10 protein-coding genes, 2 tRNA genes and 2 pseudogenes are annotated in these 15491 nt (G+C 45.5%); 6 read left to right on the forward strand and 8 right to left on the reverse strand.

The annotated features are described in order from the left end of the window. Positions 1 to 89 precede the first annotated feature (89 nt). A complete protein-coding gene (locus Q365_RS0110005; RefSeq protein ID WP_028023220.1) occupies positions 90 to 2006 on the reverse strand; it encodes a PTS fructose transporter subunit IIABC in 1917 nt (638 codons plus the stop codon). 461 nt (positions 2007 to 2467) lie between these two features. Between Q365_RS0110005 and Q365_RS0110010 the strand changes: the two genes are divergently transcribed. Next, positions 2468 to 3325 carry a helix-turn-helix transcriptional regulator gene (locus Q365_RS0110010; RefSeq protein WP_028023221.1) on the forward strand — a complete coding sequence of 286 codons (858 nt, stop codon included), beginning with the start codon at positions 2468 to 2470 and terminating at the stop codon, positions 3323 to 3325. Here Q365_RS0110010 and Q365_RS0110015 read toward each other — a convergent pair. The 3 genes from Q365_RS0110015 to Q365_RS0110025 form a co-directional block, all read right to left on the reverse strand. Continuing rightward, positions 3322 to 4116, reverse strand: a complete 795-nt coding sequence (locus Q365_RS0110015) for a PTS sugar transporter subunit IIA (protein WP_028023222.1) — start codon at positions 4114 to 4116, stop codon at positions 3322 to 3324. The two genes, Q365_RS0110010 and Q365_RS0110015, sit on opposite strands and share 4 nt — an antisense overlap. Beyond that, positions 4113 to 4415: a PTS fructose transporter subunit IIB gene (locus tag Q365_RS0110020; RefSeq protein WP_028023223.1), complete on the reverse strand. Its 303-nt coding sequence runs from the start codon at positions 4413 to 4415 to the stop codon at positions 4113 to 4115. The genes Q365_RS0110015 and Q365_RS0110020 overlap by 4 nt, the downstream gene beginning before the upstream one ends. A gap of 79 nt (positions 4416 to 4494) precedes the next feature. Then, positions 4495 to 4935 (reverse strand): cysteine-rich CWC family protein, encoded by a 441-nt coding sequence (locus Q365_RS0110025; protein WP_245621536.1) that lies wholly within the window; start codon positions 4933 to 4935, stop codon positions 4495 to 4497. Between the two features lie 390 nt (positions 4936 to 5325). Between Q365_RS0110025 and Q365_RS0110030 the strand changes: the two genes are divergently transcribed. After that, a complete protein-coding gene (locus Q365_RS0110030; protein WP_028023225.1) occupies positions 5326 to 6675 on the forward strand; it encodes a dicarboxylate/amino acid:cation symporter in 1350 nt (449 codons plus the stop codon). 95 nt (positions 6676 to 6770) lie between these two features. Here Q365_RS0110030 and Q365_RS0110035 read toward each other — a convergent pair whose 3' ends face one another. Next, a complete protein-coding gene (locus Q365_RS0110035; RefSeq protein WP_035024772.1) occupies positions 6771 to 8189 on the reverse strand; it encodes a bifunctional NUDIX hydrolase/phosphatase PAP2 family protein in 1419 nt (472 codons plus the stop codon). A gap of 232 nt (positions 8190 to 8421) precedes the next feature. On the opposite strand from Q365_RS0110035, the gene Q365_RS0110040 reads away from it, so the two are divergent. The 3 genes from Q365_RS0110040 to Q365_RS0110050 all read left to right on the forward strand — a co-directional run bounded on the left by Q365_RS0110040 (position 8422) and on the right by Q365_RS0110050 (position 9796). Continuing rightward, positions 8422 to 8512: transfer RNA gene (locus tag Q365_RS0110040), tRNA-Ser, on the forward strand. Between the two features lie 43 nt (positions 8513 to 8555). Next, a tRNA-Asp gene (locus tag Q365_RS0110045) sits at positions 8556 to 8632 on the forward strand. Positions 8633 to 9100: 468 nt separating this feature from the next. Next, entirely contained in the window at positions 9101 to 9796 is a 696-nt protein-coding gene (locus Q365_RS0110050) for a hypothetical protein (RefSeq protein ID WP_028023227.1), read from the forward strand. Between the two features lie 170 nt (positions 9797 to 9966). Here the strand turns inward: Q365_RS0110050 and Q365_RS25595 are convergent. The 3 genes and pseudogenes from Q365_RS25595 to Q365_RS0110065 form a co-directional block, all read right to left on the reverse strand. Further along, a pseudogene (locus Q365_RS25595) lies at positions 9967 to 11165 on the reverse strand (IS4 family transposase). Positions 11166 to 11615: 450 nt separating this feature from the next. Then, positions 11616 to 12578, reverse strand: a pseudogene (locus Q365_RS25600) (alpha-amylase family glycosyl hydrolase). Positions 12579 to 12950: 372 nt separating this feature from the next. Then, on the reverse strand, positions 12951 to 14219 hold the full coding sequence (locus tag Q365_RS0110065; protein ID WP_028023228.1) for an HD-GYP domain-containing protein: 1269 nt from the start codon (positions 14217 to 14219) through the stop codon (positions 12951 to 12953). 641 nt (positions 14220 to 14860) lie between these two features. Between Q365_RS0110065 and Q365_RS0110070 the strand changes: the two genes are divergently transcribed. Then, positions 14861 to 15487, forward strand: a complete 627-nt coding sequence (locus tag Q365_RS0110070) for a DUF4760 domain-containing protein (RefSeq protein ID WP_028023229.1) — start codon at positions 14861 to 14863, stop codon at positions 15485 to 15487. Positions 15488 to 15491: the final 4 nt, after the last annotated feature.

Raw genomic sequence — 15491 nt, forward strand, 5'->3', positions numbered from 1 at the left:
GGGCGAAATTCTACCAGAAGATAAACAGGGGATGGGTGCTTCAACGCAAAGAATGCTCCCTAAACATTAGGGAGCATAGAGTGTGTTGATTACGCTGCGTTAGCTGTCGCCACGTCTTGTTGTGCCTTCGCTTGGCGCATTTTCTTCAGTGATACTGCAACCAGAGCGGTAACAATCGCACCTGCCGCCATACAAGCCAGAGCAAGCACAGGTTTGTTCATCGCACCAAGAAGCGCAACCACTGGACCACCGTGTGCCACGCTGTTAGTGATACCGAATGAGAAGGCCATAACCGCTGCAACCATTGAGCCGATAACGTTCGCTGGAATCACTGACATTGGATCTTGCGCTGCGAATGGAATCGCACCTTCAGAGATACCTACCAGACCCATAGCGCCTGATGCTTTACCCGCTTCAATTTCTGAATCTTCAAAGATGTTGAATTTGCGACCAATCACAGTGGCCAGTGCCATACCAAGCGGAGCCACAGGGATTGCACAAGCCATCGCACCCATGAATTGTGTTTGACCACTTGCAATCATGCCAACCGAGAACAGGAATGCCACTTTGTTGAATGGACCACCCATGTCAAAACCTGCCATGCCACCCAGCACGATACCAAGAAGGATAACGTTGCCTGAGCTCATGTTGGTTAGCATTGCGTTCAAACCTTCCATCAGACCCGCAATAGGCGCGCCGATAACGAAGATGAACAAACTCGCAATGAACAAGCTACCCGCGATAGGTGCGATCATGATTGGAACAAGAGGCTGAATGAACTTGTGGTAGTCGCGTGTCGCAATCCACTTCACAAAGTAACCGACCAAAAGACCAGCAACGATAGCACCGATAAAGCCCGTGCCTGCTTCTGCGCCGTAGAACGAGCCATTGTTCGCAATCCAGCCGCCAATCAAGCCAGGAGCAAGACCCGGACGATCAGCAATGGCGTAAGCAATGTAACCAGACAGAATAGGGATCATCAGGGTGAACGCGACCACGCCCACATCCAGCACTTTGTTCCACAGGCTATCTGGTGGAATCGCCATGCCAGCTTCCGTCGGTTGACCACCAATGGCCAATGCCAATGCGATTAACAGACCGCCCGTCACAACGAATGGGATCATGTGAGACACGCCATTCATCAGGTAGCGATACAAATCAGAGCGCGCTTGTGACGCTTTGCTTTCGCCTGAATTGGTCGCGTTGTCGTCCGCAGAGGCAACATATTCTGGTGCTTGCACTGCTTGATTGATCAAGCCTTTCGCATCTTTGATTGGGGCTTTAACGCCAGTTTTAATCAAACGTTTGCCAGCAAAGCGCGCCATGTCGACTTGCTTATCACAGCTGACAATAATGGCTTCCGCACGCGCAATTTCTTCGGCGGTTGGGCTGTTTTTTACGCCAATCGAGCCGTTAGTTTCGACTTTCATTTCGTAGCCAAGCGCAGCTGCACCTTTTTCAAGCGCTTCTGCGGCCAGATAGGTATGAGCGACACCCGCAGGGCAGCCCGTTACACCAATCAACAAACCTTTGTTCGCTTCAGGTGAGTCTTCTTGCGCTTTTTTCTCTAGTAGCAAAGCCAATGCTTGCGCAGAGTTTTCCGCATTCATGAATTGGTCGATGAAACCGTCTTCAATCAACTTGGAAGATAGCTCAGCCAACACTTCAATATGGTGGTTAGCGCCGCCATCAGGCGAAGCAATCATGAAAAAGAGTTTAGAAGGTTGACCGTCTTCAGCACCGTACTCGATACCTTGACGGCTGATGCCGATAGCAACAGCAGGCTCAATGACCGCAGCACTTTTCGCGTGAGGAAGGGCAACGCCATCCTCAAAGCCAGTATTACCTAGCTCTTCACGCGCATGAATATCTGCCAGAAATTGCTGTTTGTCGTTGACTCGACCTTGAGCGTGAAGCAGTTCGATCATCTCGATAAATACCGCTTCTTTGGTTGTTGCACTCAGGTTCAGGCAAATCAGATTTTCATTGATTAGCTTTGTAATCATGAAGTCACCCCTAAATGAATAGTTCTTATTGATGGCGTAAGCCGATGTGACTATTTTCGAGGTATTGCCCCAAATCAGATAGAGCAGAGAAAAGGCTTTTGCTGGATTTTTGTAACACTGGATTCCTGATGTGATCATACTCTCACTGTAATACGTTTGATGGATTACGTGAATTTTTTGTAAATTCAAATATATTACATGTAGTTATGCTAATTCTTATCGATGGACTATAAACGGAATGGACGATTGGAAATAATTGTCGCTAGAAATAAGTAACAGAGATTTGATGTGTTGGAGGACTGTTTTGTTGAGCTGGTTCACGCTATTGAGTGATATCTCAGAGAATGGTTAGCAGTGCGTGCAGGGTGGTCGCATAATCGCCTCGTTAAAATACCCAAGCGACTTGAATCCTGCATCTTCAGGTCGTTTGGGTATTCTAATGCGGATTTATGGGGCAATCGATGAGTCAGGTTTTTCAGCTGTTATTGGAGAATTTGCTGACAGAGCGTGAGAACTTCAACCGAATCTGGTTCGCCAGCGACCAAGTCACACCGCCTCCGTTCAGCTATCAGGTGAATTTTCCGCGTTTAGAATTGGTGATCAGTGGGGAATACCCCAACCAACTCGAAAACCCAGATAAAACCATCAGTGAAGTGAAGTTGCTGGCGGGCGACGCACTGTATGTGCCACCCAACAGCTGGAATCAGCCAAATTGGGACACCGATTGCTCGGTACTGAGTTTGCTATTTGGAAAGCGACAGCTGGGGTTTAGCTTGGTGAGTAAAGCCAAGAATCAGCCCGGCTTCTATGATGTGCAGAAATTCAGTATTCAAACGCGAACCGGACATGCCCTCGACCATATTCTCAGCGCCCTGAACACCTTGGCGACCGAGCCGGTAAGAAAGCCAATGGATGAACATTTGCTGCATGCGCTGTTGAGCTATTGCCAACAAATGTTAGCGTCGCCAGTGGCTGGCACACGCAACCGCGTGGAAGATCTCTACCAAGGTATTTGCATTTATATTCAAGAGAACTTCCACCGCCAAATTACACGGGAATCTATCGCTCAGCGCTTTACCATGACGCCCAACCACCTTTCGCGTTTGTTCCGCCAACAAGGCCACATGCGAATGGCAGACTACATTACGTGGGTGAGGATTGATCGCGCCAAGTTCATGTTGAAACGCTACGATTTTCGTTTGAATGAAGTCGCAACACGCTGTGGCTTCCAAGATGTGAATTACTTTTATCGCGTCTTTAAATCGAAAACAGGCATGACGCCCTCGGAATATCGAGGCGAGAACAAATCGTTTACTTAGGAGACTGAGTGAAACGGCACGTTAAGCGCGTTGAGAATGATGAGCTCAAGCACATCGGTTTGCTTGTTTTCCGTGAGGTAGCGGCAAAAATCGGCTTCAATCAGCTGTTGAGAAAAACCAGAAAACGCCACCAATTGTTCGCGCACAGGGGGTGTAGGTAGCATTAACCCAATCACACAGCGCACTGCGCCGCGTTGAGACGCCCAATCGAGAGGTGATCGTGTTGTGGCAATCATCAAGTGTGCCTTGGTGACACCATTGGTTATCACGTGAGGGAGCGCAATGCCGTTTCCCATGCCAGTCGAAGAGACCGTTTCTCGCTTATATAGCGCATCAAACAAGCCCTCGTCATGCTCCTTCGCCCTTTGTTTGTGTTCATCTATCGCGACCAGCAAAGCAAACTGTGCCAACAGCCCATGTTTATCATGTTCTGTATTAGCGACTCTGTGGATGGTGCAGGAAAAAGGTAAGGTTTCGTGTTCAGATGGGACGATAGGGGTTGACGACTTCCCGCCTGAAATCAATATCGCATTTTCATCAATGAAATCGGTTAACACCATGGAAGCCAGTTCGGCGTCATTGCCTTCAATTTGAAGCTGACAGAGATCGTTCGGAAGGACGCTGAGACTGAGAACATGCATCGGCTGTTCGGCGTTGGCAGATTTACGTTGTGACAGATTCACAAACACAGTGACCGAGCGGAAATGTCCCGCCAACGTCTTTAAACGGTTCAGCCTCCATGCTGGTAATCCTTCTTTGCCAATAAAGAAGGTGATCCGTCGTGTGATCATAACCCTTTGCAGCGAGCCAATACGGAAAGCGGGTCAGTCAGCACTTCTTCAATCGTGACGCAGTGGATTTTACTGCCAGAAAAACGAGCACGATCTTCAATCTCAATATCTGAGGCGATCAGCACCACATCGGCACGGGCAATTTCTTGAATGCTGAGCGGGTTCTCGATACCCATGGCACCTTGCGTTTCCACATTGATGTGAATGCCCGATTGCTGTGCAGCCTTTTTCAACTCGGCAGCAGCCATGTACGTGTGAGCAATGCCTGTTGGACAGGCGGTGACGGCAACTATCTTCATGTTATCGATTCGACGTTATCTTTTGTCAGTGATGCGGAGGGCGCGAATTGTCGTTGAAGAACGCGCGTTCGTCAGTGACTTAGCCCACGTTGTTAAAAGGATCTTCATGGTGAACGGAAGAATCTGGCAATTTACCAAACGGACAATGACGACAGCCGTTCCCACAGCAGGTGCCACGTTTTAGGTGATACCACGCCGAAAACACCATAAAGCCATTTTCCATCGTATAGTCCAATCCCTCTATCAGCTGTGGGTTCTTCGCATACGGCTTAGCCAGACGAATAAGCTCGTTGGTGGTGTAGGTTTGATAGATCTCGCCGAGTTGGGCGTTCACTTTCTTCGCTAAGCAGGTTTGGCAAAGGCAGGACAGATCGGGCTTATCGCTGGCTGGCAGTACATTCGGAAACTGCATACACCAGCAACTTCCAGATTCAGCGGTACAAGTCAGTACGTCTCCGCACTCAGGACATTGGCTCATGGTCACAACGCGTTTTTGGTTCATGCCGCTATTGTAACGCAAGATGCTCCCATCATCTCGATTCAGTGACAGTGCTCGCTTCATGCAGCGAGTGTAACGTCAAAATAGAGACACTTTGGCTCGGGCTATGCCGCGTCAGGATATGAATTTAACGTTACATTAACAAATGTTGTTATCGACTCACCATTGAGACAGTGCCGCTCTCCGTTTCAGGATATATCTATGGCCCGTTATGGAAACCCCCGACATTTGTCTCTCCATTTGGTTAAATTTTAAGCGGATCTCACTTCTATATTATGTTGTGAATGGAATATCACTCCATAGTGACTAATTATTCAAAGATCGGCTCATCAGCTTGCACTGATCGCCATGAGACAAGACGAAAAGAAAGGGTTTTCATGACTGGAAAATAGACCTAGTCATGGAGGCAATATGGTAAACACAACAACGAACGGTGATGGCAAGATGAGCCTGACTGCCAAGGTTGTTATCGGCTTAGTGGCCGGTATTATCCTTGGGTTGGCAATCAATATTCTCGGCTTAAATCCAGCAGGTGGATTCGTCGATACATACATCACAAACGGCTTGTTCCACGTTGTGGGCAAAATGTTTGTGAACGCGTTAAAAATGATGGTAGTTCCGCTCGTACTCTTCTCACTCATTTGTGGGGTATGTGGGATTGGCGACATCAAAATGCTCGGGCGTGTGGGTAGTAAGTCCTTCATCCTGTATCTAATGACGACAGCGATTGCGATTGCCATTGCAATTACCGTGTCTTCATTAAGTGGTATCGGTGCTGGCATGAACATGGTTGCGGATGTGGCTTTCACAGGAAAAGACGCGCCGCCGCTATCTCAGGTCTTGATTGATATCATTCCAAATAACCCAGTCAGTGCGCTATCTGAAGGTGAAATGCTGCAAATCATCTTCTTCGCCATCTTGATGGGTGTGTGTATTTTGATGGTGGGTAAGCCAGCGAAGAAAGTGGTTGAGCTGGTCGAAGTGCTAAACGAAGTGATGATGAAGATGGTTACCGTCATCATGGAAATCGCACCTTATGCAGTTTTTTGTTTGATCGCAAAAGCCATGGCGAGCCTAGGTTTGGCACTGTTTGCTGAACTGATTGGTTACGTTGTGGTGTTGATCGGTGTGCTTCTTCTTCACCTCTTTGTTGTGTTGCCAACGTTCCTAAAAGTCTTTACCGGCTTGAACATCGCGACCTTCATGAAAAAAGTACGCAGCATGCAAGTGTTCGCATTCAGTACTGCAAGCTCGAATGCAACGATCCCAGTGACACTTCGCACAGTGACCGAGCGCCTAGGCGTGAAAAACTCTGTGGGTTCATTCACTGTACCTTTCGGTGCCACCATTAACATGGATGGTACGGCAATCATGCAAGGTGTTGCGACTGTGTTCATTGCGAACATTTATGGCGTTGACCTAGGCATTGGTGGCTACCTGACCGTTATCGTGATGGCGGTATTGGCGTCTATCGGTACTGCGGGTGTGCCTGGTGTTGGCTTGATCATGCTGTCGATGGTATTCGCGCAAGTTGGTCTTCCACTAGAAGGCATTGGCTTGATCTTGGGTGTGGACCGTTTGCTTGATATGGTTCGTACCGCGGTTAACGTAACCGGTGATGCGACCGTGAGCTGTATCGTCGCGAAAAGTGAAGGCAAGCTTGACGAGTCTGTGTTCAATGATCCAAACGCGGGTGCAATCTTGGACGTTGAGATTGACCACGATGCAGAGAAAGAGTTGGCTGACGCCGCTAAAGACTAGTTCGAATGCATGTTGAGAAAAGAGCGCCGAAAGGCGCTCTTTTTTTGTCTGCTATCTGAGGCTTCGGCGCATTTAGCGCTAATGGGAGTCATCCATTACTTAGCGTTTGAAGCCCACTTCAGCGTTCCCCAGCCTAGCCAAATGGCAAGTATCACCATACCAACAGTGTTGGCCACCAAGATTTCAATGCTAGACCGAGAGACCTGAGACACCACAAACAGTGTCGCTGCAATGGCAGCGGTGCCCGCGAGGCTAACGGCAAACCCTTTCGTTCCCAAAGGTGCGGTAAGACGTTCATTCGACGCGCGTGAAAAATATAACACTGCCGAGAAAGCCAATGAAAAGACCATGCAGTAAAGAAAGAGCGGTTGTATTTGAGTCATCGCGAAAGGCGCGACAAGCACACCTAAGCCCAACCATAGTCGACGGGACAGCATGCGAGGTGACAGAGCTTGCGTGGCCAACACCATTAGCACACCCACAACCGCCCCTGCGATAACATCAGTGACATAGTGCACGCCAAGATAAACCCGACTAAGCGCAACAAGCGTGGCGGGAACCAGCCAAATTGCAAGCGAGGCGTTGCGCCCTGATTGTTTAAGCCATGAATAGACCAATCCCCAAACTACAAAGGCAGTGGCCGTGTGACCGCTCGGAAAGGCAAAACCTGATGCACCGCTGAGTTGTAACTCAGGGAAAACATAGAAAGGACGCGGAACGCCGAAGTAGAGCTTACCGAACGTGACAATGACAGTCGCAACCACCGTGACAAACAAAACCTCAGCAGCGCGCTTTATCCCGCCGGTGGCCATCGCAAATGGGATCAGCAAAAAGAACAGCACGCCGCTGCCCAATGCCGACGAATAGTCCAAGAGACTCATCAGCACAGTGGCGAGTGGAGCTGGCAGCGCGATAACCGCCTGTTGGAAGCCTCGGTTGAAATCTGCATTCCACACAGTAAACGGTGAGGCGAGGGCGCTAAAATCGTCAAACGATTCTATCGGGCTTGGTGTGGCGGATTCGAGCAAAGTCGGAAACAGCGAGACTTGCTCAGGGAATCGAGCGTTATCAAGCATCTCCTGATTGGGTTTCATCATATACACAGCGCGAACTTCGCGACCAAAATGTTCGGCACTCCATGCGGCGACCGATGCCTTGTCTGATGGGGTGTTTGCCACAGGGATGGGTGATGTCGCTTGGCAATCAAACAAGATCGCGCTGCCCATTCGTGTTAACTCGCCCACAGCAACGACGGGAATCCCCGTTTCTTCCAATGTTTCCCGAATGGCGGCATCGGCGGGGTTATCGCTGTCGACGTATCCACCGGGAATGGAGATACGGTTGTTGAGCATATCTCGCGTAACAAGCACTCGCCCTTGGTGATCAGACACAAGGCAAGCAGCGCCTTTAATGCTTACTGCACGGCTATCAGCACTGCTTTCTGTCGTTTCTTCGGCAAATGACGTCGAAAGGGTAAAAAGGGAAAGTAAAAGGGCAATAACGTAGCGTTGCATCAGAATGCTCTTGGATCATGGGCGAGGCCAATATTGTAGCGGAGGGAGGGGAGGCGATGAAACATATTTCAGAAAGGTGAAAATTCTCAATAAAGTGTTCAACGATGTTATGTTTTTGACACGTATCACGCGAAAAAACCGCGGTTTGATGGCTTTTTGAGCGTTTGATTTGTTTGGAGTAGAAAAGGGGTTTACACACTTCCAATTGGGCAGTAATATTCGCGGCAACAACGGAGAGATGGCTGAGTGGTTTAAAGCACCGGTCTTGAAAACCGGCGTGGGTTTATAGCCCACCTAGGGTTCAAATCCCTATCTCTCCGCCACATTCTAGAAGTTGGGTTGCAAAACCGGATTTCATACAGAATTGGAGCGGTAGTTCAGTTGGTTAGAATACCGGCCTGTCACGCCGGGGGTCGCGGGTTCGAGTCCCGTCCGCTCCGCCAATACAACGAAGCCTCAGTCGAAAGACTGGGGCTTTTTTGTATCTAACGATCTCTTCAGCGTTCACTGTTGCCTCAAATCGGTTTAGCGCGACCACGCCAAATTGCTTATGCCTCATTGTGAACTTGGCTCTTTCTCTGCTCGGATAATAGCTCCCCCCCATTGGCCTTGTTCTTTCTAATCTGAACCGAGATTTTACTGTTGATAACCACAGCATCGCAGAGATCCAATGCATGGTGATGAAATATGACATTTTGGAGCTTTTTCACACATCGATATCTTGGGTGATTAAAAAAATCATTAAAATCATGCGGTAACGAGCGATTAAGGTATAATGCATTGTTATTATGAGACAAAGTGTCGTGTTTAATTCCGACATTTTGTCATCTAATACACTGTTATGTTTCGGAGTATCCCGAAAATTTATAAAAAAATTATGCTTTATTTTGTACTTATAAAGAGAAAAATGAATGGCGAAAAATAACAATATTCCTTGTGATTACCTTGTAAAACGTCAAAGAGTAATGGGAGACCTAACCGACCACCTTAACAAATTTATTCAAGAGAACCAAAATTTTCATTGGCATTACAAAGAGTTCGGTAAGCAAGTTGAGCAGCCGATAATAAATTTTCTTGTTAATAATGGTCTGCTTTCTAAGGACGAATTCAAAGACCAATCGGATAACAAAAACGAAGTTCCAGATGTTATTGATCAACAATATTTACTACCAATATTTATTGATATTAAAGCTGGGAACACTGTGGCTTTTAGTACTGGCAAAAAAATAACTAATCCAAATCAAGATTTATCAACCACAGTTAAATGGAGGGATGAAATATTTAATAAGTTTGATGGTGAGTTATGTTATTTTATCGAGATTAAATACAATCATTCTAAAGGTAATAACTTATATGTGGAAGAATGTCACATTGATCACTTTTATAACTTTGTTGGAAAAACACAAGCTGGACTAATTTCTCACAGAAATAGAAATGTAAGGACAAAATCATGGAATTCAGAATCACAATTTAAAGATTCTGAAGAGTTCAAGGGTTTACTAGATAAAACTATTTCATTTGCTGTTAAAAATGCGCTTTTTAACGGTTCTAAAAATTTAACCGAAGATGACAAAATAGAGATAATAGAACACTTGAAAGGGAAATAGATGCACCTCAAAAAAGCATATTTGGTATGACATATTTTCTTTAAATTATAGTAAAAATCTCCCAAACATAACAAGTCACTTAAAAGGACAAATAGTAGTTGGTTTTGTTTCTTCATCGCTTATTTTAACCAACAACTATTTTCCTCTTAGTGAGGCGCTGAAGGATCCCCTCATAATTCGCCCAGCCCTGCCGTATGTACAAGTCTTTGATATTCGAACATAGCCCATTGATATTGCTGCTCACTGATGCGATATCGCCGGTGATTTCTCACCTCGCGGCCCAGACGAGGAATGGAAAGAACACGCCGATGCTTAATAGTATTTGCTTGAAAGTCGTATTGCCATTTGGCTTTTGTCGCAATGAGGCCGTTCCACCACATGAGTATCTCTGCCAACAGCGCAATCAATAGCAAGATGTTGAGGCGCTTAATACAACGCGTTCGGTTGTGTCTCAGAGCCAGTCCATATGCGGGACTTTCAAGTCGCGGAAGGCTTCTTCAATCTGCATTCTCTTTTCATATAAGCGAGTTATCTGAACCGCGTTGAGCGTATTATCCGGGATGTTAGTGACGAGTAACCAAGGCTCGTTGGCGCTTTTGGCAAAGAGACGAGACGCCGTATGCTTCTTGCTGGTACGGGCATGACGTTGCACTTTACGTCCTTTCGGGGTCTGTTTTACAAGATGAGCATGACAAGCAAGTGGAGAGCGGCGTGCCAGTTGGCAAGTGCCCAGATAGGCGGGTTTGTTGCTCGCATTGGGATAGAGTGCTTTATTGCATTGCCAATCTTGACGGTCGAGTTTGATAGCGACCTCACCACGGACACGACCCAGCCAGAACCAACCGTTATTCTGAACCTGTCGGAACCAGGTGTTTCGAAAGCCAGCATCAGAAACGATGATAGGTGTAGTGCCAAGAGGAAGGATTTCTTGAAGTTTATCAACGAAGTGTTGATGTGTTTTGGGCGAGTTATATTGCGCATATTCAAAGGCTTGTTCGTACAGCGTCACGGCACGACCGTCGAGAGCGATAGAGGCTCGCAATGTCATATAGCGAAGTTGCTCCCTAACATCCGACCAATCGACCAAAATCACCGGGCAAGGGTTAGCGCGGGCAATAAGGTTGGCATGCCATTTATAGATATCGTCTTTTTCACGATGCAATTGCGTATTGCCAAGCAAACGGTCGATACGCTTGATGGCATGTTTAGCGGTGGTCATGACGTTCAGAGAGCGGCCAAGTTTAGTGAGCGTAAGGTCCGCCCCATCGAGTGAGGATTGCGTCGCAAGTATCAGAGAGTGAAGCCGTTTTTTATGAATAGTGGGACACTGATTTTGTAAAGTATCTTGTAGTATTTGAATATCGCGCATCGTTCATCCCTTTTGGTGGAATGTGGTTTTTGGCGAAATTCATTAGATCAAAAGGGTCGGTGCGCGTCTTTCTCATTGTTTAGAAAAGGAATTTTGAGGGGATTCGCTAGATTGAGGCGTTATCCCATGTTCTCAATGAATGTACTTTGCTTCGAGGTTTGACGAGCTAAACCTATTTTCATAGCTAGTGATATGTATCTGGCTTGGTCGTGATTGAAGCTTTATCGGTTTGTTTCTAAAGCGGGTGGTAAAAATGGGACACACATACTTAGAAAAAATCCAAACAACCTCAAATAGCGGTCTTTGATTCATGGCATTAAGGCAACATCGTCTGGATTTTTCACCATTGGAGTAGAAATTTGGTCAACTTACAGAGGATTAGAAAAAATTAGATGTGCGAAAGCCACCTGTATGGTGGGGATTAGACGATTGAAGGTAATTATCGTGGCGCTAGCTAGCAGGTATTCGAAATCCACTCAGTCGCTTGCGCCCGAGCAACGGAAAAGCGACCTTAATGGATGATTCTGTGCCAATCATGGATCCTTTTTCTGCATGCTGGTAAGTGTCGAGCCATTCGGTTGAATCAAACCCTAAACGATTGAGTATCTCAGGCACCTGACTATCAATATGACCTCGTTTATCTTCACGGGTTTGACGCCCAGTCCAATCAACAAGCTCTAGGTAATCCATCAAACGAAAAGGAATACCGTCTGGCATCTCTTGTCGAGGATTGCCCGCAAAAGGAAATAGGCATGGCGCGGTGTTTTCTGCTTTCCTTAGTGACTCAATACGCGTTTTGACGGATGTATATTCAGACGTTTCTGGTGTTTCCGCTATCGCAGCTCGTACTGGATTCAAATCAACATACGCCATCGCAGCAGCCAACGCTTATTCATCCAGTAATGCTTGGCTTTTGAAGCGGCCTTCCCAGAAATGTCCTGTGCATTTATCTTCTCGGTTTGCCTCTGATGAGATGTGCTGGTTGAGCAAACGCATAAACCAACTGATTGACGTTAGGCGCTCTCTCCACACCTCAGTGATTTCACTGCATCGTTCTGCTTCGGCATCTGAAAGTTTATCTCCCGCTATCAGACGCTGAACTAATGCAGGGCCTTGATGAAAAGCGAGCCAACGATCGACGATTTCAGTCTGTGAGAGCTTTTTGGCCTTGTTCGTATTGATGTGCAGCACCACGTGATAGTGGTTACTCATGATGGCGTAGGCACAAACATCGATACAAAATGCATTGGCAAGCGCTAACAGTCGCTTTTCAATCCATCCTCTTCGGTGTTCATAGGATTGCTGCGCTCGTTCATCGTAACCACATAGAAATGAACGACGAACACAGCGAGAAACACAGTGATAGTAGGGAGTAGCATCAATGCTAATAAGGGAAGAGCGAGCTTTCGTCATAGTGATTCAAAATGGCCGATTATCGAGCAATGCGAAAAGCATATCGCTCAACAACCAAGCATTCATCTCCACAGAACGTAATTGAGCCTAGATACACAAACCCATTGAAACTGATTGGGTTATGATTTTCTTAGAGTGTGTGTCCCTGTTGTTTGCTGTTGTTTGCTGTTGTTTGCCACCACTGCGTATATTGAGTTCATCGTTACAAGTTGCAAAAACAGAGGAAGTGATATGACAGAGGAATACCCAAAAGGCACATTCGCAAAAAACGAAGCGTTACTTAAATTGTAAAAAAATTCAAATGCTAACTATTTGGTATAAGAATGCTTATTAATTTAGCACACTAAAATAACAAACCAGACATAAAATGGGTCACACTGTGGTGTCAAAAAAGTAATGAAACTTGGAACTCGGACAAAGGTAGTCATAAATGTGCTGGGGCACCGATTTCTGCTTCACCACTTGCTTCACAGACAGATCAGTTTGGCTTAAGTCCACAATCGGTGCTTGGTCGCGGGGGATCATAACATCGTAGACAACCACGTTGGGCTTTAGCAGAGCATCATGGTTGTTCGAAAGCACCATTGCCGCATTTTGATCGGAGAGCAACACAATCGACCCCGGTGGATATATGCCAATCATTTTGACGAACAGCTCTAACAAATCTGGCCGAAATTTCGATTTCATATTTTTGTATAGTAGAGCAATGGCTGAACTAGGTTGATAGGCTTTTCCTGACTTTTGCGGTTGGCAAATATCATCGTACATATTGGCAATCGAGACGATTTGAGACATATCGTCCACCGCATCGCCTTGCAGCCCTTTTGGAAAGCCACTGCCGTCAAAATACTCATGGTGATTCTGGATCACATTTAGCACATTGGGTGTAAGCACCTCAAAATCTTCCACCATTCTCACACCAAAGATGGTGTGCTGCTCGCGATATTTGGCTGCCGACGCCAGTGCCATTTTCCCATCTGCTCCCATAGGTTGATTAATGTCAATCAGCCCAATATCGTGCAAAAAAGCCCCCATTAAGAGCTCTGTCATTTCATGCTCTGAATAGCCACGCATCTTTCCGATCATAAGAGCAAATACGGCCACGTTTAGCGTATGAACGAAGTGTTCATCATTGTCGATTTTCTTGTCGATAAGATGCATGGTGAGAGGACCCGCACTCGCAATCGAAGAGAGCTCCGTAGACAATCCTTTAATGTCTGTACAAGCACGCTCTGGATTTCGTCCCATCTCACTGATCCCTAACCTGAGCTTAAGAATGGATTGTTTGTATTGCTGTTCGCACTCAGATTGGCGATTTCGTAGTGCTGCCATTTCTTTAATTTGTTCTTGTTTGTGCTTATGTAAATCCACGGAGAGTTGGACGACTTCCTCTTTGGTTGGCTCAATTTCTAATGTTTCTTCTTTCGCTTTGATCACCTCTTCCACTGTTTTCAACGTCGTACTGCTCTTTTCAGGGAAGTACAACAAGTAATCGAGAGGCAACTTCTTGATAAGCGCAACTTCTTCCGCCGTACTCACCTCAAACGCACTTCTTAAAAAAGGGTGCTCGTGCCAGCGTAGAGGCAATTTGACATATAACCCTTTATGTAACTGTGACTTAGAAATTCGTTGGCCTTTCATCTTCTTCTCTTTGCATGCCGTCTCATTATTAAGATAGCCTCAAAGAGCAACGCGCACCTCCAATTTTGATGGGAGTTTTCACAATTTTTCGCGAAAAAATGTTCCCATCACACAGGCAAGAAAAAAAGAGAGAATGATGAGGAGAATATATGACTAGGCATTTGTTATAAAAAGCCCAGTTATGTCCATTTTTATATACTTTTCTTGCGGAGATTCGCAAGAATACCTAGACAGGAAGAATGTCTAGACAGGCACTTTACGAAAAAGCATATCGCTCAACAACCAAGCATTCATCTCCACTGAACGCTTTTAGGCCTAGATATACAAACCCATTGAAACTGACTGGGTTATGATTTTCTTAGAGTGTGTGTCCCTTGTGTTTGTTATACATTCGGTATTTTTCGAGTCGGTGATAATACCGAAATCGTTGATTTTAACCTCTCTTTAAACACGAAAGAATATGTGATTTCATGTGCTTAAATCAATTAAAAGGTCTCGAGTTTTTGCCATGATTTTTATTTGTGAGAAAATTTAATTTTAATTTACCAATTGCGGGATGAATTTACATTTAGTTGATTGGTTTTTTATTGTGTGGTATATAATTTAATCTTTCTGGTTGCATCTTACTAGGGGTTTGTTTCATGGACAAAATCAATTTTGATTTTGAAGTGAAGTACTGGGTTCTAATATTATCAGTGGCTTCTTCGATAGTTTCAGTGCTAATGTACTATTTATTCTCGAGTTCAAATGAAGTAACGATAGCTTTAGGTATAATTGGCTCTAATGTAGCACTTGCAACGCTAGTTTATACTGCAATGAATCTTCATAATGTGCTGGCTTATAACGAATTAGCTATGGAGCAAGGTGCTAAACATCACTTGGAGATATTGGAGATTGAAAAGAAAAAGCACTCTTCCGAGGTGATTTCTGAATGGCAAAACCCTGAAATGTCGAAGATTATTACTAAAGGATACGAAATACGAAATAGGGTTCGGGATATGGATGGAAATCAGATTGCTGAATTTTTAAAAGAGAATAGAGAGCATCATGAATCTCTAGTTTGCATATTCAATTACTTTGAGAGAGTTTCGCACCTTGTTACTTATGAGGTTGTCAATGAGGAAATATTAAAGGATTACTTTTTCGATCTTATAAAAGTTTATTATCATTGTTTTAGAGGTTTTGTTGAATATAAGCAAAGAGAAATGAATAGCAATCAAGTTCTTAGTTCTTTTATTGGGCTATATCATAGGTGGGAAAACAGTTGATTTA

This window comes from Enterovibrio calviensis DSM 14347 (assembly GCF_000621165.1).
Classification (GTDB): Bacteria; Pseudomonadota; Gammaproteobacteria; order Enterobacterales; family Vibrionaceae; genus Enterovibrio; species Enterovibrio calviensis.